At 66.0% G+C, this 20,801-nt stretch carries 21 protein-coding genes; 6 read left to right on the plus strand and 15 right to left on the minus strand.

The annotated features are described in order from the left end of the window. Position 1: 1 nt before the first annotated feature. Positions 2-874, plus strand: a complete 873-nt coding sequence (trxA, locus tag PH586_RS17410) for a thioredoxin (RefSeq protein WP_271349029.1) — start codon at positions 2-4, stop codon at positions 872-874. Positions 875-950: 76 nt separating this feature from the next. Here trxA and PH586_RS17415 read toward each other — a convergent pair whose 3' ends face one another. After that, positions 951-1,289 carry a c-type cytochrome gene (locus PH586_RS17415; RefSeq protein ID WP_271349030.1) on the minus strand — a complete coding sequence of 113 codons (339 nt, stop codon included), beginning with the start codon at positions 1,287-1,289 and terminating at the stop codon, positions 951-953. 250 nt (positions 1,290-1,539) lie between these two features. Between PH586_RS17415 and PH586_RS17420 the strand changes: the two genes are divergently transcribed. From PH586_RS17420 to PH586_RS17435, 4 genes are all read left to right on the plus strand, one after another. Beyond that, positions 1,540-2,094, plus strand: a complete 555-nt coding sequence (locus tag PH586_RS17420) for a DUF2796 domain-containing protein (RefSeq protein WP_271349032.1) — start codon at positions 1,540-1,542, stop codon at positions 2,092-2,094. A gap of 70 nt (positions 2,095-2,164) precedes the next feature. Then, positions 2,165-2,875 carry an ABC transporter ATP-binding protein gene (locus PH586_RS17425; protein WP_271349033.1) on the plus strand — a complete coding sequence of 237 codons (711 nt, stop codon included), beginning with the start codon at positions 2,165-2,167 and terminating at the stop codon, positions 2,873-2,875. A 1-nt stretch (position 2,876) separates the two neighbouring features. Continuing rightward, positions 2,877-4,142, plus strand: coding sequence for an ABC transporter permease (locus tag PH586_RS17430; RefSeq protein WP_271349034.1), 1,266 nt, complete (start codon positions 2,877-2,879; stop codon positions 4,140-4,142). A 38-nt stretch (positions 4,143-4,180) separates the two neighbouring features. Further along, a complete protein-coding gene (locus tag PH586_RS17435; RefSeq protein WP_271349035.1) occupies positions 4,181-4,702 on the plus strand; it encodes a DUF3299 domain-containing protein in 522 nt (173 codons plus the stop codon). 104 nt (positions 4,703-4,806) lie between these two features. Here PH586_RS17435 and PH586_RS17440 read toward each other — a convergent pair whose 3' ends face one another. The 6 genes from PH586_RS17440 to PH586_RS17465 all read right to left on the minus strand — a co-directional run bounded on the left by PH586_RS17440 (position 4,807) and on the right by PH586_RS17465 (position 9,847). Continuing rightward, the gene (locus PH586_RS17440; protein ID WP_271349036.1) at positions 4,807-5,904 is read right to left on the minus strand and encodes a tetratricopeptide repeat protein; all 1,098 of its coding nucleotides are present in this window, start codon (positions 5,902-5,904) and stop codon (positions 4,807-4,809) included. 1 nt (position 5,905) lies between these two features. Next, the gene (locus PH586_RS17445) at positions 5,906-6,589 is read right to left on the minus strand and encodes an energy transducer TonB (RefSeq protein WP_271349037.1); all 684 of its coding nucleotides are present in this window, start codon (positions 6,587-6,589) and stop codon (positions 5,906-5,908) included. Next, positions 6,589-6,999, minus strand: a complete 411-nt coding sequence (locus PH586_RS17450) for an ExbD/TolR family protein (RefSeq protein WP_271349039.1) — start codon at positions 6,997-6,999, stop codon at positions 6,589-6,591. The genes PH586_RS17445 and PH586_RS17450 overlap by 1 nt, the downstream gene beginning before the upstream one ends. A 190-nt stretch (positions 7,000-7,189) precedes the next feature. Continuing rightward, the gene (locus PH586_RS17455) at positions 7,190-7,675 is read right to left on the minus strand and encodes a MotA/TolQ/ExbB proton channel family protein (RefSeq protein ID WP_271349086.1); all 486 of its coding nucleotides are present in this window, start codon (positions 7,673-7,675) and stop codon (positions 7,190-7,192) included. Positions 7,676-7,730: 55 nt separating this feature from the next. After that, complete coding sequence (locus PH586_RS17460) at positions 7,731-9,077, minus strand: MotA/TolQ/ExbB proton channel family protein (protein ID WP_271349041.1); 1,347 nt, start codon at positions 9,075-9,077, stop codon at positions 7,731-7,733. Beyond that, entirely contained in the window at positions 9,074-9,847 is a 774-nt protein-coding gene (locus PH586_RS17465; RefSeq protein ID WP_271349042.1) for a DUF3450 domain-containing protein, read from the minus strand. The genes PH586_RS17460 and PH586_RS17465 overlap by 4 nt, the downstream gene beginning before the upstream one ends. Before the next feature lie 565 nt (positions 9,848-10,412). Between PH586_RS17465 and PH586_RS17470 the strand changes: the two genes are divergently transcribed. Further along, positions 10,413-11,081, plus strand: coding sequence for an OmpW/AlkL family protein (locus PH586_RS17470; RefSeq protein ID WP_271349043.1), 669 nt, complete (start codon positions 10,413-10,415; stop codon positions 11,079-11,081). A gap of 58 nt (positions 11,082-11,139) precedes the next feature. Here PH586_RS17470 and PH586_RS17475 read toward each other — a convergent pair whose 3' ends face one another. From PH586_RS17475 to PH586_RS17510, 8 genes are all read right to left on the minus strand, one after another. After that, complete coding sequence (locus tag PH586_RS17475) at positions 11,140-12,072, minus strand: NAD-dependent epimerase/dehydratase family protein (RefSeq protein ID WP_271349044.1); 933 nt, start codon at positions 12,070-12,072, stop codon at positions 11,140-11,142. Further along, a complete protein-coding gene (locus PH586_RS17480; RefSeq protein WP_271349045.1) occupies positions 12,065-12,949 on the minus strand; it encodes a sugar nucleotide-binding protein in 885 nt (294 codons plus the stop codon). The genes PH586_RS17475 and PH586_RS17480 overlap by 8 nt, the downstream gene beginning before the upstream one ends. A 335-nt stretch (positions 12,950-13,284) precedes the next feature. Beyond that, positions 13,285-14,340, minus strand: a complete 1,056-nt coding sequence (locus PH586_RS17485) for an ABC transporter ATP-binding protein (protein WP_271349046.1) — start codon at positions 14,338-14,340, stop codon at positions 13,285-13,287. 54 nt (positions 14,341-14,394) lie between these two features. Further along, a complete protein-coding gene (locus PH586_RS17490; protein WP_271349047.1) occupies positions 14,395-15,252 on the minus strand; it encodes an ABC transporter permease in 858 nt (285 codons plus the stop codon). Next, positions 15,249-16,157 (minus strand): ABC transporter permease, encoded by a 909-nt coding sequence (locus PH586_RS17495; protein WP_408636977.1) that lies wholly within the window; start codon positions 16,155-16,157, stop codon positions 15,249-15,251. The genes PH586_RS17490 and PH586_RS17495 overlap by 4 nt, the downstream gene beginning before the upstream one ends. A gap of 81 nt (positions 16,158-16,238) precedes the next feature. Next, complete coding sequence (locus PH586_RS17500) at positions 16,239-17,342, minus strand: extracellular solute-binding protein (RefSeq protein ID WP_271349048.1); 1,104 nt, start codon at positions 17,340-17,342, stop codon at positions 16,239-16,241. 229 nt (positions 17,343-17,571) lie between these two features. Next, positions 17,572-19,035 (minus strand): aldehyde dehydrogenase family protein, encoded by a 1,464-nt coding sequence (locus PH586_RS17505; protein ID WP_271349049.1) that lies wholly within the window; start codon positions 19,033-19,035, stop codon positions 17,572-17,574. Beyond that, complete coding sequence (locus PH586_RS17510; RefSeq protein WP_271349050.1) at positions 19,029-20,669, minus strand: 5-guanidino-2-oxopentanoate decarboxylase; 1,641 nt, start codon at positions 20,667-20,669, stop codon at positions 19,029-19,031. The genes PH586_RS17505 and PH586_RS17510 overlap by 7 nt, the downstream gene beginning before the upstream one ends. Between the last annotated feature and the right edge of the window lie 132 nt (positions 20,670-20,801).

Consider the following 20,801-nt stretch of genomic DNA (forward strand, 5'->3'; position numbering starts at 1 on the left):
CATGAGCGACACCCCTTATATTTTCGACGTATCCGGCGACGCCAGCTTCGAGCAGCTGGTCGTGCAGAACTCCTTCCATAAACCGGTGCTGGTGGATTTCTGGGCCGAGTGGTGCGCCCCGTGCAAGGCGCTGATGCCCTTGCTGGCGCAGATCACCGAGAGTTACCAGGGCGAGTTGCTGCTGGCCAAGGTCGACTGCGATGCCGAACAGGACATAGTCGCGCGCTTCGGCATCCGCAACCTGCCGACCGTGGTGCTGTTCAAGGACGGCCAACCGGTCGACGGTTTCTCCGGCGCGCAACCTGAGTCGGCAATCCGCGAACTGCTCAAGCCGCATGTCGCCGAGCCGCCGGCGCCGCAGGCCGACTTGCTGCAAAGCGCACAAACGCTGTTCGCCGAAGGCCGCATCGGCGAGGCGGAAGCCCTGCTCAAGCAACTGCTCGGCGAAGACAGCGAAAATCCTGCCGCACTGATTCTCTACGGCCGCTGCCTGGCCGAACGCGGCGAGCTGGGCGAAGCCGAAACGGTACTCGATGCGGTCAAGGGTGATGAACACCAGCAGGCCCTGGCCGGTGCCCGCGCCCAGCTGACCTTCCTCCGTCAGGTGGTCGACCTGCCCGACGTCGCCAGCCTGAAAACCCGCCTGGCGCAGAACGCCGAGGATGACGAGGCGGCCCACCAGTTGGCGATTCAGCAATTGGCCCGCCAGCAATACGAACCGGCCCTGGACGGCCTGCTCAAGCTGTTCGTGCGCAACCGCAACTATGCCGACGGCCTGCCGCACAAGACCCTGCTGCAGGTGTTCGACCTGCTCGGCAACCAGCACCCGCTGGTCACCGCCTACCGGCGCAAGCTGTACCAGGCGATTTATTGAGTGCGCTGCGGGCCGGCTGAGCCATCTCCAACGTAGGGGGGTGGCGGGTGGCTGCAGCCAGGCCCGGTGTCCGCGATTACTCCAGTGAACGTAGATAGTGGTAAATGGCGGTCACTTCGGCAGCGCTGGGGGGCGCGCCCTCATCGGCGCTGAAGCTGCGATCCTGCCAATGCGGCATCGTCGACTCTAGTGGTTTGCCTTCGTCATCCAAGCCCTCGAACACCGCCCGCTGAAACAGCTCTTCTGGCCAGGTGCTGGAGTCGCCAACCAGCCTCATGCCAACACCGCCCTGCCCCTTGTCACCGTGACAGCTCGCACAGTTATCCCGGTACAGTGCTTCACCATCTGGCATGGCCGCCTGCGTGGCCGCCGAGAGAAACATCACCGCAAACGAAGAAAAAAGTAACGCTTTCATGGAGGCATCCTCTTGGGTTGTGCGTGCTGAAGAAGCCGAACGTTCCTGGCCTGGGCCTCTATAGGCCAAGCCAATATCAGCATAGTTGACCCCGGGCCTGGCGCGATTGCGGGTCAGCCCAGGGCGTATTGGCCAGGCGCGATGACAGCAGAATCCTGCAGCGCCGAGCGAGGCCCATGACGTTGCACTGGGCAATCGATCACTTTATTGTTATAACGTAACGATACCGATCACTGCCGGAGACATTTACATGCGCCGCACCCTGCTTGCCCTGCCGTTCGCCCTCTTGCCACTGGCACTGGCCCAAGCCGATGAACATCAGCATGGCAGCCTTGCAAAACACCAGCACGGCATCGCCTCCCTCAACGTCGCGCTGGACGGCAATACCCTGGAAATTCAGCTGGAAAGCCCGGCGATGAACATCGTCGGCTTCGAACATGCCGCCAGCAGCGAGGCCGACCAGGCCCTGGTCGCCGCGGCCAAGGCCAAGCTGGAACAACCGCTGCAACTGTTCAACCTGCCCGCCGCCGCCGACTGCAGCCTGACCCAGAGCGCGCTGCACAGCCCGCTGTTCGCCAGCGCGGCCCATACCGAGGACGCACAGGACGCGGATGGCCATGGGCACAGCGATGTCGATGCCGACTACAGCTTCCACTGCAACCAGCCGGACGCGTTGCAGGTACTGGACCTGAGCGCCCTGTTCATCCAGTTCCCCGCCACCCACAGGATCGCCGTGCAGCTGATCGGCCGCAGCGGCCAGCAAGGCGCCGAACTCAGCCCAAAAATGGCGCGTCTGAGCTTCTGACCTCACGCGGGCATCGCTCGCATCCCGCCGCCAGGCACGACTGTCGGCTTCCCCCGATCCGCGGTAGACCATGTCCCAAGCATTGATCGAACTCGCCAACCTCGGTTTCGCCTGGCCCGGCCAGGCGCAGCTGCTGGATATCCCCAGCTTCACCCTGCAGCGCGGCGAAAGCCTGTTTCTCAAGGGCCCCAGCGGCAGCGGCAAGACCACCCTGCTCGGCCTGCTCGGCGGCGTGCAAACGCCTAATCGTGGCAGCATTCGCCTGCTCGACCAGGAGCTGAGTGCCCTCTCGGCCAGCGCCCGCGATCGCTTCCGCGTCGACCACACCGGCTACATCTTCCAGCAGTTCAACCTGCTGCCGTTTCTCTCGGTGCGCGACAACGTCGAGTTGCCCTGCCACTTCTCCAAGAGCCGGGCGCAGCGCGCCATCCAGCGCCACGGCAGCATCGACCAGGCCGCCGCCAGCCTGCTCGCCCACCTCGGCCTGAACGAGCCCACATTGCTCGAGCGCCGCGCCGATGAACTGTCCATCGGCCAGCAGCAACGGGTCGCCGCCGCCCGCGCCCTGATCGGCCAGCCGGAACTGGTGATCGCCGACGAGCCAACCTCGGCGCTGGACTTTGACGCCCGCGAGGCCTTCCTCCAGCTGCTGTTCGCCGAATGCCGCGAGGCCGGCGCCAGCCTGCTGTTCGTCAGCCACGACCAGAGCCTGGCGCCGCTGTTCGATCGCAGCCTGTCGCTGGCCGAACTCAACCGCGCCGCGCGCCCGCAGGAGATCTGACATGCACCTGCTACGCATCGCCCTGGCCAGCCTCGCCAACCGCCGCTTCACCGCCCTGCTCACGGTATTCGCCATCGCCCTGTCCGTTTGCCTGTTACTGGCCGTCGAGCGCGTGCGCACCGAAGCCCGCGCCAGCTTCGCCAATACCATCAGCGGCACCGACCTGATCGTCGGCGCACGCTCCGGCTCGGTCAATCTGCTGCTGTATTCGGTGTTCCGCATCGGCAATGCCACCAATAACATTCGCTGGGACAGCTTCGAGCACGTCGCCGAGCACCGGCAGGTCAAGTGGGCGATCCCCATCTCCCTCGGCGACTCGCACCGCGGCTACCGGGTGATGGGCACCAGCCCGGCGTATTTCGAGCACTACCGCTATGCCCGCAGCCAACCGCTGAATATCGAGCAGGGCCGCGCCTTCGCCGATGATCCCTTCGAGGTGGTTCTCGGCGCCGAGGTGGCGCAGGCGCTGCACTACCAACTCGGCGAGAAGCTGGTGCTGGCCCACGGCGTGGCGACCATCAGCCTGGTCAAGCACGACGACAAGCCCTTCACCGTGGTCGGCATCCTTGAGCGCACCGGCACCCCGGTGGATCGCACCCTGCATATTTCCCTGGCGGGGATGGAAGCGCTGCATGTCGACTGGCAAAACGGCATGCCGGCCCGTGGCGCCGGCGTGGTCAGCGCCGAGCAAGCGCGCACCATGCACCTGCAACCGAAAGCCATTACCGCCGTGCTGCTGGGTCTGAACAGCAAGATCGCCACCTTCAGCCTGCAACGCGAGATCAACGACTTCCGTGGCGAGCCGCTGCTGGCGATCCTCCCCGGGGTCGCCCTGCAGGAACTGTGGAGCCTGATGAGTACGGCGGAGCAGGCACTGTTCGTGGTCTCGCTGTTTGTGGTGCTGACCGGGCTGATCGGCATGCTCACCGCGATCCTCACCAGCCTCAACGAACGCCGCCGTGAGATGGCGATCCTGCGCTCGGTCGGCGCGCGGCCCTGGCATATCGCCTGCCTGCTGATATTGGAAGCCTTCGCCCTGGCGTTGGCCGGCGTGCTGCTGGGCCTGGTGCTGCTGTATCTGGGCATCGCCGGGGCGCAGGGCCATGTGCAGGCCAACTACGGCCTGTATCTGCCACTTGCCATGCCAACCCGCTATGAGTGGACACTGCTCGGCGCTATTCTGGCGGCCGCCCTGCTGATGGGCTGCGTGCCCGCCTGGCGGGCCTATCGGCAGTCACTGGCGGACGGCCTGTCGATTCGTTTATAACGCCGCTTATGACGCTTTTTTCAATACGAGGTAGCACCATGCTCCGCCCCCTGCTCGCTGCTGCGCTTATCGCCCTGGCCGCGCCTTTATCGGCCGCCGAGGTGCGCGAGCTGGCCTGGTCGGAGATGGTGCCGGCCGATGCACCGGCGCAAGTCGTCGAACCCGCGCCCCTGCACGATCTGTCGCAACTGGCCAATGCCCTGTCCGAGTCCGGCCCGGCGGTCGGGCAGCAATCGCCGGCCGCGCCCGTGGTCAAGCAACTGGACGGCCTGGCGGTGAAATTGCCGGGCTATATAGTGCCGCTGGATGTGACCGAAGAAGGCCGCGTCATCGAGTTCCTGCTGGTGCCCTACTTCGGCGCCTGCATTCATGTACCGCCACCGCCGTCGAACCAGATCGTGCATGTCACCACCGAACTGGGCGTGCTGCTGGATGCGCTCTATCAGCCGTTCTGGATCGAAGGCCCGCTAAAGGTCGAGCAGAGCAGCAGCGAACTGGCCGAGGCCGGCTACCAGATGCAGGCGGAGAAGATCTACGCCTACGAGCTGCCGGACAGCTGAAGCCGGATCCTGGGGTGGGCTGCCCCCAGGCATACCGGCATTATCGACACGCTCGACCAAAAGCCAGGCCCCAAGGCCTGGCTTCTGGCATTGCGCAGCGGACCTCAGCCGGCGCTGGCCAGGTGTTTTTCCCGCTCGACACGCAGCTCGCTTTCCGCCCAGCGGCGCCAGGCGCGCACCTGGCGGCGCTCGGCCCCGGCGCGTTCGGCCTTGGCCAAGGCATCCAGGCCGGCCTGCCAACGCGCCTGTTCCAGCTCCAACTGGGCCAGGTTCAGCCAATGCTTGGCACTGCCCGAACGCTGCGCCAGTTCGCGGTAGATGCGCGCCGCCGCGGCGCGTTCGCGGGCCTGCCACCAGAGCAGGGCCAGGCGCTCTTCGCGGGCAGCGGTACGCGCCAGCAGCCCCTGTTCGAGCAAGCCGGTGAGCAGCTTGGCGCCCTGCCAGGGCTGATCGGCCGCGCCGGCCAGCAGCACCAGGTTGTCCAGCTGGCCTTCATTGAAACGCAGACCCTTGCTGTGCGCGGCGCGCAGGGTCGCCAGCGCCTGGTCCTGCCGGCCGCTCAGCTGCTGCAGGGCGGCCAGCTGGCGCCAGCCCTGGGCACGATTCGGCTGGCGGGCGAGCAGCCGACGCTGCCAGCGTTCGGCGGCGGCATAACGCTTGAGATCGGCATTCACCGCGACGAGGAACTGCAACCAGCTATCCACCGCCCGCGGATTAGCCTGCACATAGCGCTCGGCCAGCGGCAACGCCTTGGCCGGCTGGCCCAGGCCTTGGTAGGCCTGCACCAGCAGCTGCAGGACCTCTTCACTGGCCGCCGCCTGCTGCGACGCCAGCAGGCTGACGACCTGGGCGTAGCGGTGCTCGAGCAGATTGAGTCGGGCCAGGTTGATCTGTTCGCTGGCCTGGGTTTCGGCGTCCAGCTTGCCGCTAGCCAGCGCCTTGCCGAGCAGCTCGATGGCTTTGCCATTCTGCCCCTCGGCCCAGGCCAGGTAACCGCGGCTGCGCCAGAGCAAGGCCTGTTCCAGGCTGTCCGGCGTGGCCTTGGCCGCATCCAGCGCGCGCCTGGCCGCGGCGTAGTCGCCCTGCTGTTGAGCCCGCTGGGCGGCATTCAGGGCGCGGAATACGCTCGGCTCGACGCTTTGCCCAGCCGCCTGTGCGGCAGCCACCGTGCACAGCAGCCATAACAATAACCAACGCGGCATCTTAGCGACCTCCCTCAAGGCGGAAGTACAGGGTTTTCACCGCTTCGCGGGCCACCGCCAGGCCGCCCTCGGTACGCGGGGCGAAACGCCAGCGCACGGCGGCACGCCGCGCTTCGCGCTCGAATACATTGTTCGGCTTGGCCTCGAGCACCCGCAGATTCTCCACCGCACCGGCGCGGTTGATGGTGAACGCCAGCTTGACGTGCCCTTCGATGCCGCGCTGCAGGGCGTAGCGCGGGTATTCCGGGCTGACATCGTTGAGCGGCATCACCTCGCTTTCCGGGCCGCCGGGCTGGCCAGCGGCTTCGCTTGGCGCCGGCGCGCTGGACACCGCAGCGCCGGCACTCAGACCACTGAGGCTGGGGGTCGGCGCGCTGTTGACGGCAATCCTGCTACTCAGGCTTGGCACCGGCAGGTCCAGGGCCGGCAGCGTGGCCATCGGCGTGGCCGCAGCAGCTGTGACAGGTGTCGGCGCTTGCGCAGCTTGTGATTGTGGCGGTTGCGGCGCCTGTTGCCGGCTGCGCGTCGCGGTGTCGCTCGACTCGCTGTCCAGGCGCACGAAGTTGGCCACCGTCAGCGGCTCGGCGGACGGCTGGCTGCGCGGTGGCGCGACCATATAAAGCATCAGGGCGAACAGCGCCACGGCCATCAGGCAGGCGCCGAGCAAGGCCAACGGCACGCGCATCAATGCGCTCCCAAGGTGGCCGCCAGGGCGACGTCCTGCACCCCGGCCAGGCGCGCCTGATCCATCACCTGCACCACCAGGCCGGTGCGTGCATCCTGGTCGGCCTGCACCACCACGGCGCCATCCGGCTGATCGACACGCAGGCGCTCGACATGGGCGCGCACGCTACGCACGTCGACGATTTTCTTGTCCATCCATACCTGGCCATCGGCGGTGACGGCGATGAGGATATTGCCCTTGTCCTGCGGGCTGGCGGTTTGCGCCTGGGGCCGCTGCACGTCGACACCGGATTCCTTGATAAAGGAGCTGGTGACGATAAAGAAGATCAGCATGATAAAGACCACGTCGAGCATCGGCGTCAGGTCGATACCGGTGTCTTCGTCCTGCTGGTGGTGACGGCGCATTCGCATGTTGGTATCTCGGAGCTTGTGAAAATATTGAGCGTCGTCGCGAGGTCGCCTCCAGGCGTTCGCGGCAAGGCGCGCTAGTTGAAAAACGGGGGAAATTAGTGAGCTAAATGACCCCGCTTTTCAATTAACGCAACGCCGCTGCGGGCGTTTGGAGGCGGCCGCAGCAGGCGGGCAGTGTTTTCACAAGCTCTCACTCGTGACGCAGCTGGTCGGCCAGCCGCTCGAGGGCCCGGCGCGCATCGCGTTCGAGGCGTGCCAGGCTGAACAATCCGGTAATCGCCAGGACCATGCCGGCCAGGGTCGGCAGGGTCGCCTGCCAGACCCCGGCGGCCATGCCGCGCGGGTTGCCGGCACCGTTGATGGCGAGCACATCGAACACCGCGACCATGCCGCTGACGGTGCCGAGCAAGCCGAGCAGCGGGTACATGGCCACCAGGGTCTTGCTCAGGCGCAGCGGGCCGAGCAGCTGTTGCCGCGCCTGCGCCAGCCAGGCGGCGCGCACGGCGCGGCGCCAGGTGCCGCGGTCATCCTGCAGCAGGTGCTGCCAGGCCTTGCGCCGCTCGCGCCCCCACTGCGGGAAGACCCGGCGCACATACCAGAAGCGCTCGATCACCAGGGTCCAGAACAGCACGCAGAGCCCGGCCAGCGCCCACATCACCACGCCGCCGGCGCTCATGAAGTCGAGCAGCGCGTAGCCGCTGTCGATCAGCGACAGCCACAAGCCAAGCCAATCAGTCACGCCGCGGCGCCCCGGACAGGTGCAGGGCGATCAGGCCGGCGCTCTGCTGCTCGAGCAACTGGATCAGGCCCTTGCTGCGACTGGCCAGCAGGCTGTGCAGGAACAGCAACGGAATCGCCACCACCAGCCCCAGCACCGTGGTCACCAGGGCTTGGGAAATGCCCTCGGCCATCAGCCGCGAATCGCCGCCACCGCCCTGGGTGATGGCCTGGAAGGTGACGATCATGCCGGTCACGGTGCCAAGCAGGCCGAGTAACGGCGCCACCGCACAGAGCAGCTTGAGCAGGCTCTGGCCTTTCTCCAGCGGCGGGGTTTCCAGCAGGATCGCCTCGTCGAGCTTCAGCTCCAGGGTTTCCAGATCGGCCAGCTGCGGCCTGGGGCCGAGCACGCCGATCACCCGACCCAGCGGATTATCGTCACGCGGCACGCTGAGAGTACGGACTTGCGCCTTCACCCCGGCGCCAACCCGGGCCAGGAAAACCATGCGCCAAGTGGCCAGGAGCAGACCCACCAGGCCCAAGGCGACTATCAGCCAACCGACCAGGCCACCCTGTTGCAAACGATCCCACAGGGTCGGCTGGCGCTGCAGTTGTGCCAACAGCGTGCCACGACTGGGGTCGATGGGCAGGTTGGAGAGCGCCTCGCTGCTGTGCAGATAATCCTCGACCCGACCCGCCCCGGACGGCTGGCGCGGTGGCGCCAGCAGCTCGCCGGCGTCGGCGTCGTAACTCAGGAAGGCCGCCTCGCTGAAGGCCGAGAAGGTGCCGACCCGCAACACCGACTGCTCGCGGCGGGTGCCATCGGCGGCGACCACCGGCAATTGCAACTGCTCGACCCGGCCGCTGGCCGTGAGGTCTTCCAGCAACAGCATCCAGTAGCCGTCGAGGTCTTCGGCGGACGGCAGGGTACGACTCTCGGCCAGCGCCTTGAGGCGCTGCAAACGCTCGGGATACTGCGCATTGAGCAGACTGTCTTGCCATTGCCCGGCGACATCGCCAGCGCTCTGGCGAACCACGCCGAACAGCTCACCCAGATGGCCGACGCGCTGGGCGAGCTGTGCTTCCTGCTTGGCCAGCTCGGCCTCCTGACGGTCGAATTCGGCTTTCAAGCGCTCGGCTTCGGCCTTCTGCGTGTGCAGGGCGGCGCGGGCCTTGGCCAGCAACTGTGCACGCTCGCCACGCTGGGCGACAAACGCCTGTTCGCGCGTCTGCATGGCGCTGACTTCGGCGGCGCGCTCGCTGCGGATGCGTTGCAGCAGTTGATCCGGACTGAGCGGCGCGGCGGCAGCAAGCGTCGGCAACAGCGCCAGGGCAAAGATGGCAAACACTCGACGGCTCATGGCCTGGCCTCCTGAGCCAGGGTGCTCACGGGCAGTTCGAGCAGGGCCGGCGCCTGTTCCTGGCGGGCGATGGCGATGGCCTGGTGCAACGGCCGCCGGGCACTGCTATCGAGCGTTTCCCAACTGCGCTTTTGCGGGTTCCACCAGCCACTCTCGCGGCCGTCAAGGGTCTGGAAATACAGCATCACCCGGCCGAGACGCAGGAACTCGACGCTGCGCGACGCGCCGCCGTCGACCGCCAGTTCGCCCCGCCAGGCCTCCAGGGTACGGCCATAGTCGCTCTCGACCTGATAGGCCTCGAGGATGCGCCGGTACTTTTCCGCCAGGCTGACATCGGCCCGCGGCAGCAGATCCTGCAGTTGCGCCAGGCGCTCGCTGCGCTCATCCGGCAGGAACGGCAGGTCGGCGGCAATGAATTGGCCGAGCACCTCGACCATCCGCCGCATCTGTGGCGTCACCGCCTGCTGGGTGCGTTCGATGCCGTCCAGCTGCGCCTGGTAGCCCGCCAGCTCCTGGCGCTGGGCCACGACCAGCGCTTGCAACTGCTGGTTATAACCTTGCAGCGCCTCGGCCTGCTGCAAGGCATCGCGGTACTCACCGAGCATCTCGCGACTGTCATCGTCGAGTTGTTCGATACGCGCCTGGGACGCCCTGGCGTCTGCGGCCAGGCGCTGACTCTCGTCCAGCGCCGCATCCAGCGGTGTTGCCAGCAACGGCGTACTGCTTAGCAACAGAGCCGCGGCCAGTGAACGCAGGGGGTACGGGTTCATGCGAAGGGAGTCCTCGAGCAATGGGGCCAGCCTAAAGAGTAACATTATAACCTTCTAAATCGTCGATTGCTGCAAGGCTGAATGGCATGCGGGGCTGCCGCTGTCAGGCGTCTCGATGCAGAAGACATGGGCGATGTCTTAACGAGCCCAATATGGTAACGATAACCATTATCAACTGATTCGACATCATCCAGCAACCTCCCCCGCTCGACTTAGGCACAATTTTTTGCGCGGGGTAGCTGGCAACCAGGCGCAGCAATCTCCGCAGAGGGCAGCGGTTGCAAGCGGCAGGCGCATCACAGAACAGCGCCCGCGAGTGTATGAGGACGGTGGCGTCGAGCGATCAGGCCAAACGCGCCAGCCGGTGCGGCGAAACGCCACACGCGGTGCATGCCGCGCACCGCAAGCACCAACGACGGGGCCTGTGGACCATCCGCGGGATCCACTGCAACGCCACGGCCAGTCGCCACCAGACCAATTCATTGAGCTGGGTCAAAACTCGATTTGCTTAGTCTCCTAACATTGCCCTCAGCCCAACCAACTGATGACTCGACCGGAGTTCACCATGCGCAAGTCCCTGCTCGCCCTCTCCATCCTGGCCACCGCACTGGCCGCCCCCCTCGCCCAGGCTTACCAGGCAGGCGACATTATCCTGCGCGCCGGTGCTGCTACCGTCGATCCGCATGAAGACAGCTCGGCCCTCAAGCTGAACGGTGCCACCCTCGGCGGCCAAGCGACCGTCGACAGCGACACCCAGCTGGGCCTGACTGGTACCTACATGCTGACCGACAACCTCGGCGTCGGCCTGTTGGCAGCCACGCCATTCAAGCATCAGGTGGGCGTCAAGGGCCTGGGCGCACTGGATGGCAAGCTGGCAGACATCAAGCACCTGCCGCCGACTCTCAGCCTGCAGTACTTTCCATTGGCAGCGTCGTCGCGTCTGCAGCCCTACGTCGGCGCGGGCTTGAACTACACCACTTTCTTCGATGAAGACTTGACCAGCCAGCGCGAAACCCAGGGTTTCAGCAACCTGGAGCTGGACGACTCCTGGGGGCTGGCACTGGAAGCTGGTGTCGACTACATGCTGACTGACAACCTTCTGCTCAACGCCACCGTTTGGTATCTGGATATCGACACCACGGCCACCGCCGATCTCGCCGGCGCCGGCCAGGTCAAGGTCAATGTAGATATCGATCCATTCGTCTACATGGTCGGCCTCGGCTACAAGTTCTAAGGCCAACCGACACCCACAAAAAAGCCGGCCTCAGCGCCGGCTTTTTTGTCGCTACAGATCAGTCTAGCGCCAATAGCCTGCGCAACCCCTCACGCATCGGTGTCGTCGGTGGCAGCTGGTAGCAATCCTGCAAACGCTGAGTATTGGCCCGCGAGTGGCGGATATCGCCGGGCCGCGCCGCCTGATAATCGACTGCCGGCAAGCCGCCACACAAACTGCCGATCTCGGCCAACAGCTGGTTGAGGCTGACCGCCTGATTCCAGCCGACATTCACCGCCCCCACTACAACCTGCGGCATGCCCAGCGCCTGGGTCAGCAGCGCCAGCAGATCGCCGATATAGAAGAAGTCGCGCGTCTGCTCGCCATCGCCAAACACCCGAATCGGCAAGCCTTGCTGCGCCCGCTGGGTGAAGATGCTGATCACCCCGGAGTAGGGGGATGACGGATCCTGACGGGGACCGAATATATTGAAGAAGCGGAAAATCGCCGGTTCCAGGCCATGCTGACGGCGATAGAAGTCCAGGTAATGCTCACTGGCCAGCTTGTCCGAGGCGTAAGGGGTCAACGGCGCCTTGGCCGTGTCCTCATCAATCGCCTGGCCTGCACCATTGTTGCCGTAGACCGCCGCACTCGAGGCATAGACCACGCGCTTGACGCCGTGCCGGCGCATGGCCTCGCAGACGTTGAGGGTGCCGACGAAGTTGCTCTGGTGCGTGCTCACCGGATCGTCCACCGAGGCTTGTACCGAGGCCACTGCGGCCAGGTGCACCACCGCAGCACAACCGGCCACGGCCTGATCGACCTGGGCAGCATCGGCCACATCGCCCTCGAGCAGATGCAGCCGTGGGTGATCCAGCGGCAGGTTGGCGCGCTTGCCCATGGATAGATTGTCCAGCACGCGCACCGTATGGCCTTGCGCCAATAGCGCGTCAACCAGGTGCGAGCCGATAAAGCCGGCGCCGCCGGTAATCAGGATAGGTGCATCAGACATGGCGATAGTAGCGATCCAGTAGGCTCGGCAGCCCGGAGCGCCAGGCGCGCGGCTTGATACCGAAGGTATGCAGGATTTTCTTGCAGGCCAGCACCGCATGCTGCGGCTCTTCGGCAGCATCCGGACGCGCGGCATGGGCCTGCGCCGTGATTTCGTCGAGCAGATTGCTGCGGAAGTGGCGCGCCTCGCTCAACACCGCCTGACCCAGGGCCAGCGAGGTGGTGGCTTCGTGGCCGCCATAATGGAACGTCCCCCATAGCGGCGTCTGGCAATCGAGCTGCTTGAGCACGGCGAGAATCACCCGCGCCGCATCGTCGACCGGGGTCGGGTTGCCGCGCCGATCATCGGCGAGCTCGATGTTTTCATCCCGCTCGGCACGCGCCAGGAAACGCCCGAGCTGACCGTCCGGGCTCTCATCCAGCAACCAGCCAAAGCGCAACAGCACATGCCGCGGGCATACCGCGCGCACGCTCTGCTCGAGGCGCCACAAGGCCTGACCACGCACGCCCAGGGGCACCGGCTCTTCCCTTTCGCTGTAGGCGGTAACCCGCGAACCATCGAACACCCGGTAACTGGACGGCTGCAGCAGGCGAATCTCATGATGCTGACAAAGCTCGGCAAGCCGCTCAACCGCCTGTTGCTGGGCAGCGAGACGTGCCTCGCTCACCCCTTCGGCCTGAAACCAGTCGAAATAGTAAGCCAGGTTGATCAGGGCGTCGGGCCGGGTGTCGTCCAGCAACTGGGTCAGGCTGGCGGCATCCCAGCCGGACTCCGGCGGACGCGGCGCGAGGAAGCCGATGTCCTCCTCGGCGCCGAGACGGATCAGTGCCTGCCCCAAGGCATTACCGCCACCCAATAGCATTAAACGCATACGCATGGTGTCTCGCAACGGCCGAACCCGTCAGGCGACTGCAATGGGCAACCCGGCATCACGCTGGCCACGCCCCCTTGCTCATCACCCCTGACCCCCGACCACCGCCTCTCTCCCGGTTTGGCATTATCAAAATTAGACGCTGACATCGCGCCAAAGTGTCGCATTTTGCGGGTTTACGCGCACGCCGTCATTAGCCGCGTACCCCGCAGTGCGCGACAGCAGCGGCAAAGCCAGCCAGGGCCTGGCAAGAGGCCCTGGCACGACGGCGCTCTGCAGACAGCTTCACCCACCCTCCATTGGCTGGGCAAACGCGCTGTCAGCAGCACACTCGCATGCGCTCAGGCGGTCAGTACCCGACAGGCTTCGGCCGGGATGGTCACCGACACCGGGCTGCCAATACCCAGGCCGATGCCCTGGCAGGGCGTACTCAGCGCGGTCAGCGAGACGCCGGAACACGCGATGGTGGTTTCGATGGTCGCGCCGCTGTCGCGCACGAAGGTCACGGTGCCCTGCAGACGGTTGCCGGCAGTGGCCTGGGGCAGCGACAACTGCAGGTCTTCCGGGCGCACCAGCATCTTGATACTGGTGCCGGCGTGAATGCTCTCGCAGATCGGCACCTGCAGCGCCGCACCGCCTGGCAGGCCGACCCGGCCGTGGCCCAGGGCGATCGCCGGGAAGATATTGCCGCTGCCGATAAAGTCGGCGACGAAGGCGTTGGCCGGATTGCGGTAGATCTCGATCGGCGTGCCGACCTGCTGCACCCGATGTTCGCCGAGTACCACCACGATATCGGCCATGGTCATGGCCTCGCGCTGGTCATGGGTGACCAGGATGGTGGTGATATTCAGGCGCTGCTGCAGCTGGCGGATCTCCACCTGCATGGATTCGCGCAGCTTGGCGTCCAGTGCCGACAGGGGCTCGTCCAACAGCAGCAGTTTCGGCCGCGCGGCAATCGCCCGGGCAATTGCCACGCGCTGGCGCTGCCCACCGGAGAGCTTGGCCACCGGCCGGTCGAGCATTTCCTGCAACTGGATCAGCTGCAGCAGTTCGCTCACCCGCGCCTGCTGATCGGCCTTGTTCACACCGCGCAACTTCAACGGATAGGCGATGTTTTCGCCGACCGTCATGTGCGGGAACAGCGCCAGCGACTGGAACACCATGCCGAAGTTGCGCTGATGCGCCGGGGTGTGACCGATGTCCTGGCCATCCAGGCGGATCTCGCCGGCGCTGAGGGTTTCCAGCCCGGCGATCATGCGCAGCAGGGTGGTCTTGCCACAGCCCGAGGGGCCGAGGAAGCACACCAGCTTGCCCTCCGGCAGGTGCAGGTTGACGTCGGTCACGGCGCAGGCCGAGCCATAGTGTTTTTCAACGTTTTCTAGAACCAATCCGCTCATGCGGCACCTCCACTAAGCAGTTGCCGGCAAGCCGCCAGGGCCTGCCCGGCTGAATTAAAAGGACACGCCACCGTCGCCAACCAGCTTCTCCAGCGCCCAGATCAGGGCGAAGTCGATCAGCACGATCAACACGGCGAACGAGAAAACGGTCGGATCGAGGGAGGACACGGTGCGGCTGTACATCCAGATCGGCACGGTCATCACGTCGATGTTGTAGAGGAAGTAGGTCACGGTGAATTCATTGAACGAGATGATGAAGGCCAGCAGCATCCCGGCCAGAATCCCCGAGCGCATCAGCGGCACCACCACGTCGACGATGGCGCGCAGCGGCGAGGCGCCGAGCATCTGCGCGGCCTCCTCGACCTCGTTGCCGATCGACAGCATGGCCGCGGTGCAGTTCTTCACCACGAACGGCAAGGCGAGGATCACATGGGCGATCACCAGCCGCGAGGTGCTGAGCTGAAACGGCAGGTTGTCGAATATCAGCAACAGCGCCAGGCCCAGCACCACCATGGGAAACACCAGCGGCAGCGACATCAGCTGCAGCGCCACCGCCTTGCCGCGAAACTCGCAGCGCACCAACGCATAGGCGGCCGGCACCGCCACCAGGGTGGCGAACAGCATGCTCAGGGTGGCCACCAGCAGACTGGTGGTGAGCGCCTGACCGAGGCTGAGCACGTCACTGGCGTCCGGCGAAACGAAGGTGTTCCAGGCCGCCTTGTACCACTGCAGGCTGTAGCTGGCCGGCGGAAAATCGAGGTTCGAGGCGCCGCTGAACGACATCACGATCATGCTCAGGATCGGCAGCACCGCCAGCAGCAGGATGAACCCGGACAGACCCATGGCAAAACGCCCGGTTTCCCCCGGCAACGGGGCGGCAGCGCGCAACAGGCTCTTGAGTGGACTGCTCATTGCGAAGCCTCCAGGATGCGCCGGCGACGGCCGGTGACGAATTCGGAGAAGGTCATGATCGCCAGCGTGGTGACGATCAGCACCACCCCGGCGGCAGAGGCGGCGGGCCAGTTCATCAGCGGAGCGATCTGGTCATGCACCATCACCGCCAGCATCGGCACCCGCCGGCCGCCCAGCAGCAGGAGCACCACGAAACTGCTGGCGTTGTAGGCGAACACCAGGGTGGCGCCGGTGATGATGCCCGGCAGGCTCATCGGCAACACCACCTGGCGGAACACCTGCGCCCGGCTGGCGCCGAGGGTCGCCGCCGCCTCTTCGTAGCTGCGCGACACGCCGCGCATGGCGCTGGCGATCGGCAGCACCGCCAACGGGAAGGCGGTCTGCACCAGGCCCATGAGCACGCCCGTCTGGTTGTACAGCAGCATCACCGGCCGGTCGATCAGGCCCAGGCCCATCAGCGCCTGGTTGACCATCCCGCCCGGACCGAGGATCACCAACCAGCCGTAGCTTTGCAGCAGCAGGTTGACCAGCAACGGCAACAGCACCGCGGCGAGGAACACCCGGCGCAACAACGGCGACTGCAGGCGCGACATGCAGTAGCCGACCGGAATCGCCAGCAGCACCGCGATCAGCGCACTGACCAGGGCCAGGCGCAGGGTCAGCAGCAGCGACTTGAGGTAATAGGGTTCGAGCAACTGGGCGTAGCTGGCCAGGCTGAAACCGCTCCATTCCGCGCCCTTGGTGCCGACGCTCATGCGCAGCACCAGCAGGCTGGCGGCAATCAGCACGCCGAGGAACAGCATCGCCGGCGAGAGGAACAGCCAGGCGCGTGCCGTGGGGGAAAACGTCTTGGCCGGGCGCAGGGGCGCCACGCCGACCTGACGGGTCAGAGTTGAAAGTGCCATGTCGGAAATCTCATCAGTACAGAAGGTTGCCGCACCCCGCGCAGGCGCCTGGAGGCCGGCTGCGCGGTGTGCGGAGCTACATCAGGAAGAGAAGATTTCCGTGTAGCGGCGAATCCACTGGTCGTGCACGGTGGCCAGGAAGGCGTTGTCGTGCATGATCGCCTTCTCCGAGATCTGCTCGGGCGTGAGGATGTACGGGCTCTTGCGCGCCTCGGCGGAGATGATCGCCTTGGCGTTGACCGGGCCGTTGAAGATGTCCTCGGCCATCTTGCCCTGCACCAGCGGGTCGAGCGAATGGTCGATGAAGGCATAGGCCAGGTCGGTATCGCCCGGACGGTGCTTGGGCATGACCGAGAGCATCAGGTCGGTGTAGAAGCCCTCCTTCATGCCGAAGGTGGCGCCCAGGCCATAAGACGGATCGCGGATCTGCTTGGGGAAGAAGGCCGGCGCATAGAGGCCGCCCATGTCCAGCGACCCGGTGCGGAACAGCTCGGCGATCTGGTTGGGGTTCTCGCCCAGGGTAATCACCCGGTCCTTGAGCTTCTCCAGCAGCTTGAAGCCCGGCTCGACATTGTGCGCGTCACCGCCGGCCAGCTTGGCGGCGATGATGATCAGGTCCATGGCCTCGGTCCAGTTCGGCGGCGGCAGGAAGATGTTCGGCGCCATGTCCTTGTCCCACAGGGCGGCGTAACTGTCCGGCGCTTCTTTCACGGTGCGGGTGCTGTAGATCAGGCTGTTGCACCACAACAGGTAGCCGATGCCGTGACCGTCGGCGCCGGTCTGGTACTGCGCCGGCACATCGCGCAGGTTGGGGATGCGGTTGAGGTCGGGCTTTTCCAGCAGCCCGGCGCTGGCCAGGCCTTCGGCGCCGACGCCGGCCAGGGTGATGATGTCGTATTGCGGGCGATCACCGCCGGCCTTGAGCTTGGCAACCATCTCCGAGGTGCTGCCGGTGCGGTCGGCGATCACCTTGGCGCCGGTCTTGGCTTCGAAGGTCGCGGCGATATTGCGCAGCGCCGCCAGGCCGGTGTCGTCGGACCAGGTGAGCAGGCGCAGGGTCTTGCCGTGAAACTTCATGTCGCCGGCGCTGGCCTTGATGAAGGGAAAGGACAGGGCCGCGGCTGCCACCGACGCGACACCCACCGTCTTGATGAATGTTCTTCTGCTGAAATCGTGCTCGCTCATCGCAGTTTCCTCTTATTTTTATCTGTCTTCGGGAGCTTGCGACCCGCTGCCGGGCTCCCCGCAATCAACCGTTCAACCCGGCCCGAGGCCCTGCTCGCGCTGGTGCGGCCTGGGCTGGCCGAGCCATCCTGCGGCGCGCTCGACGGGCCAACAATCGATAAATAGTCATCGAAGCCATGCGCGGCATGCATGCCTTGAAAGCAGGCATGCATGCACCACAAACGCCCGCTTAAAGGGCGCGAATCACGTGCTTGATTTCCTGGAACGCCTGCAGCCCCCAAGGCCCCAGCTCACGGCCGATGCTGCTCTGTTTGAAGCCGCCCCAGGCCGCCTGCGGGAAGATCACCTGTGGCGCGTTGATCCACACCAGGCCTGCTTGCAGGGCATTGGCGACCCGCTCGGCACGACGCGCGTCGCCGCTAACCACGCTGGCCACCAGGCCAAACTCGCTGTCGTTGGCCAGGTCGATGGCCTCCGCCTCACTGCTGAAGCTGCGCACACAGAGCACCGGCCCGAAGATCTCCTCACGCCACAGGGCGCTGTCCAGCGGCACGTCGGTAAACACCGTGGGCCGCAGGAAATAGCCCCGCGCCAGCCCAGCTGGACGCTCACCGCCGCTGAGCAAGCGCGCGCCGCCATCCAGGCCGTCGGCGATATGCCGACAGACCCGTTGGTACTGGACCTGATTGACCAGCGCGCCCATCTCCACGTCCGCCGCAAACGGATCACCGACGCGGATCGCCTCGACCCGTATCTGCAACCGCGCCAGGAACTCTTCGGCCAGCTCATCGGCGACCAGCACCCGGCTGGTCGCCGAGCACATCTGCCCGGCGTTGAAGAAACCGCCGCCACAGGCCAACTCGACGGCCAGATCCAGGTCAGCGTCGGCAAATACCAGCAGCGAGGACTTGCCGCCCAGCTCCAGACTGACGCCCTTGACCGTCTCGGCGGCGCGCTGCATGACCTGCACGCCCACCGCATTGCTGCCGGTGAACGACAGCTTGGCCACCCCCGGATGGGCCGCCAGTGGCGCCCCGACCGCCTGACCGGTGCCGCAGACCAGGTTGAACACCCCGGCCGGCAGGCCGCTCTCGGCGATGATGTCGGCCAGCTCCAATTCAGGCAGCGGGGTCACCTCCGAGGGTTTCAACACCACCGTACAGCCGGCCGCCAGGGCGGGAGCCAGCTTCCAGGCGGTGGTCACCATGGGGAAATTCCATGGCACGATCAGCCCCACCACGCCACAGGGCTCGCGGCGCAGACGGGCGGCGAAGTCGCCGCTGGGCAGCTCCACCGCGGCGTCCTGCTGGGTGTCCAGCGCCTCGGCCAGCTCGGCGTAATAGGTAAAGGTGGCGATCACGTCGTCGACATCGATCGCCGCCTCGCTCAACGGCTTGCCGGTGTTGCGCGCCTGCAGCTGGATCAGGCGCTCGCGGCGCGCCTCGACCCCGGCGGCGATCCGGCGCAGACAGGCGCCCCGCACGACCCCGGCGCTGAGCCCCCAGGCCGGAAAAGCCTCACTTGCCGCGCGCACCGCCCGCTCGACCGCCGCGGCATCGCCGCCGGCCACGCTCGCCAGCAGCTCTTCGGTGGCGGGGTTGATCACCTTCAGGCTGTCGCCGCCGCTGTACCAGTGCCCGCCGATATACAGACCGGCCAGTGCGCCATTGTGTGTCGGGCGGCTGTTCAACATGCCGCCATCCCGCTCATCCAGGCCTGCTGGTCGATTTCGATCAGGGTCGGCAACGGCGACTCGCTCGCCTGGCGCAAGGCCGCGCGCAACGCCTCAGCATCATTCGCCCGTTCCGCCTCGCAGCCTAGCGCCTTGGCCGCGGCGACAAAGTCCGGGGTGAAGATATCCACGCCCACCGGCTCGATGTCGCGGTTGACCATGTACCTCTTGATCTCCTCGTAACCCTGGTTATTCCACAGCAGGACGATGATCGGCGCGCGCGCCTCCACCGCACTGGCCAGTTCGGCCAGGGTGAACTGCAGCCCGCCGTCGCCGATCAGGCACACCACCGGGCGCCGCTGCGCGCCTTCGCGGCTGTCGCCGAGCAGCGCACCTATGGCCGCCGGCAGGGCGTAGCCGAGGGTGCCGTAGCCGGTCGAGGAGTTGAACCAACGCCGCGGCTGCTCCAGGTTCAGGGTCAGGTTGCCGCTGTACACCGGCTGGGTCGAGTCACCGACCAACACGGCATCCGGCAGCACCTCCAGCACCGTCTGCAGGAAGCTGGTCTGCCCGCGCATAGGCGCATCCCAGGAGGCCTCGAGGGTCTCGCGCAGGCGCGTGGCGCGGGCACTGCCCCAGTCGGTACGACGCGGGGCCAAGGCCTGTGCGCCGAGCGCCGCATGCAAGGCCGCCAGCGCCAGCGCGGAGTCAGCGACCAGCGCCAGCGTCGGCGGGTAATTGCGCACGGCCTGGTCCGGGTCGATGTCGATGCGCAGCAGCGCGCCGGGAATCTCGAAGCCGCCGGCGAAGGTCACGTCATAATCGGTTTCGCCCAATTCGGTACCGACCGCCAGCACCACATCGGCCTCGGCCACCAGTTCGCGGGTGGCCAGGGTCGACTGGGTCGAACCGATCAACAGCGGATGGCGCGAGGGCAACAGGCCCTTGGCATTGATGGTCAGCGCCACCGGCGCCTGCAGCTGCTCGGCCAGGCGGGTTAGCGCCGGCGCCGCGTCTATCGCGCCGCCGCCGGCGAGGATCAGTGGGCGCTGGGCACCAGCCAGCAGGCGGGCCATCTGTGCGATGGCAACCGGGCTGGCGCCGGGCCGGGCCAGTTCGATCGGCTGACTGCCCAGCAGCTCGTCGGCCTCCTCGACCAGCACGTCAAGTGGAATCTCGATATGCACCGGCCGCGGCCGCGCCGCCTGGAACACGGCAAAGGCCCGCGCCAGCACGGCCGGCAGCTCGGCGGCCGACAGCAGGGTGTGGGAGAAGGCGGAGAAACCGGCGACCAGATTGCTCTGCGCCGGCAGCTCGTGCAGCTTGCCGCGCCCACCGCCGAGCTGGCTGCGCGCCTGCACGCTGGAGATCACCAGCATCGGGATCGAATCGGCATAGGCCTGGGCCATGGCCGTGGCGATATTGGTCATGCCCGGGCCGGTGATGATGAAACACACCCCCGGCTTGCCGCTGGTGCGCGCATAGCCATCGGCCATGAAACCGGCGCCCTGTTCGTGCCGCGGCGTGACATGCTCGATCGGCGAACGGGCCAGCCCGCGGTACAACTCGACGGTATGCACGCCGGGGATGCCGAATACCCGCTCGACACCATAGCCTTCGAGCAACTTCACCAATACTTCGCCGCATGTCGCCATGTTCTTTTCTCCTGTTCAGTAGCTGAGGCCTTCTGCATTCGCCGCATTGCGCGCCCGAGGATTCAGCGGGCCGTGTGGATGCGTCGCAGATGCGCGAAAAGTGCAGGCAAGCTGCAATTTGACCCCCTGCCC

This window comes from Pseudomonas aestuarii, assembly GCF_027988105.1.
Lineage (GTDB): Bacteria > Pseudomonadota > Gammaproteobacteria > Pseudomonadales > Pseudomonadaceae > Aquipseudomonas > Aquipseudomonas aestuarii.